Below are 1243 nucleotides of genomic sequence, written 5' to 3' on the forward strand. Positions count from 1 at the left end.
TATGCATCAATTGACTTGGCGACATCGTTGCCGAAATCCGGGTTTCCCGATGAGGAACGGAATCCTCACAATGTATTTAGCGCCATTCGTGACGAATTAATGCTTGATGGAAATTCCCGCCAGAACCTGGCAACATTTTGCCAAACGTGGGTTGATGATGAAATTCGTAATTTGATGGATCTTTCAATCGATAAAAACATGATCGATAAAGATGAATATCCACAAACTGCGGAGATCGAAGCACGCTGTGTTAGGATGTTAGCAGATCTCTGGAACTCACCCTCGCCAGAAACAACCATGGGATGCTCGACGATTGGCTCTTCAGAAGCCGCAATGCTTGGCGGGCTAGCGCTTAAGTGGCAATGGCGGAAAAAACGTGCGGCAGAAGGGTTGCCCACTGATAAACCAAATATGATTTGTGGGCCAGTACAAATTTGCTGGCACAAATTTGCCCGTTATTTTGATGTTGAACTGCGTGAAATTCCGCTGGAAGGCGATCGCTTGATTATGAGCCCAGAGGAAGTTATCAAACGCGTTGATGAAAATACGATTGGCGTCATACCAACGCTGGGCGTTACCTTTACTTGCCAATACGAGCCAGTAAAAGCTGTCAGCGAAGCGCTGGATCAATTGCAACAAGAAACCGGCCTGGATATTCCTATGCACGTTGACGGTGCCAGTGGGGGCTTCTTGGCTCCGTTCTGCGCGCCAGATCTAGTGTGGGACTTCCAACTCCCGAGAGTAAAGTCCATTAACACGTCTGGCCACAAATTTGGGCTTGCACCTTTGGGAGCTGGCTGGGTGGTCTGGCGTGAAGCAATAGACTTGCCCGAAGAGCTCATTTTTAACGTTAACTATCTCGGCGGTGATATGCCGACATTCGCGCTCAATTTTTCGCGCCCCGGCGGGCAAATCATTGCGCAGTACTACAACTTCCTGCGACTTGGCCGTGAAGGTTACGCCAAAATCCATAATGCCTGTTACGCTACCGCGCAGCATATTGCAGATGAGATTAGTAAACTAGGCCCCTTCGAAATCCTCTTTGATGGGAACAGCAATGAAGGTATTCCTGCGTTGGCATGGAAGCTGAAAGAGGGAGCAAATATTGGCGGTTATACGCTCTATGACCTGGCCGACAAATTACGCTCGCGCGGCTGGCAAGTCCCTGCTTATTCTATGCCAGCTCACCGTGAAGACTTGGTTATCCAGCGTATCCTTGTTCGTCATGGGGTGAGCTACGATC

General features: G+C 49.2%; 1 protein-coding gene. It reads left to right on the forward strand.

Going from position 1 to position 1243, the window contains the following annotated elements:
• A partial coding sequence (locus ACT3TJ_RS17925; protein ID WP_444666129.1) for a glutamate decarboxylase occupies positions 1-1243 on the forward strand: 1243 nt, incomplete at both ends.

Source organism: Halomonas sp. AOP30-A1-24 (genome assembly GCF_052378165.1).
In the GTDB taxonomy this organism is placed as follows: domain Bacteria; phylum Pseudomonadota; class Gammaproteobacteria; order Pseudomonadales; family Halomonadaceae; genus Vreelandella; species Vreelandella citrativorans.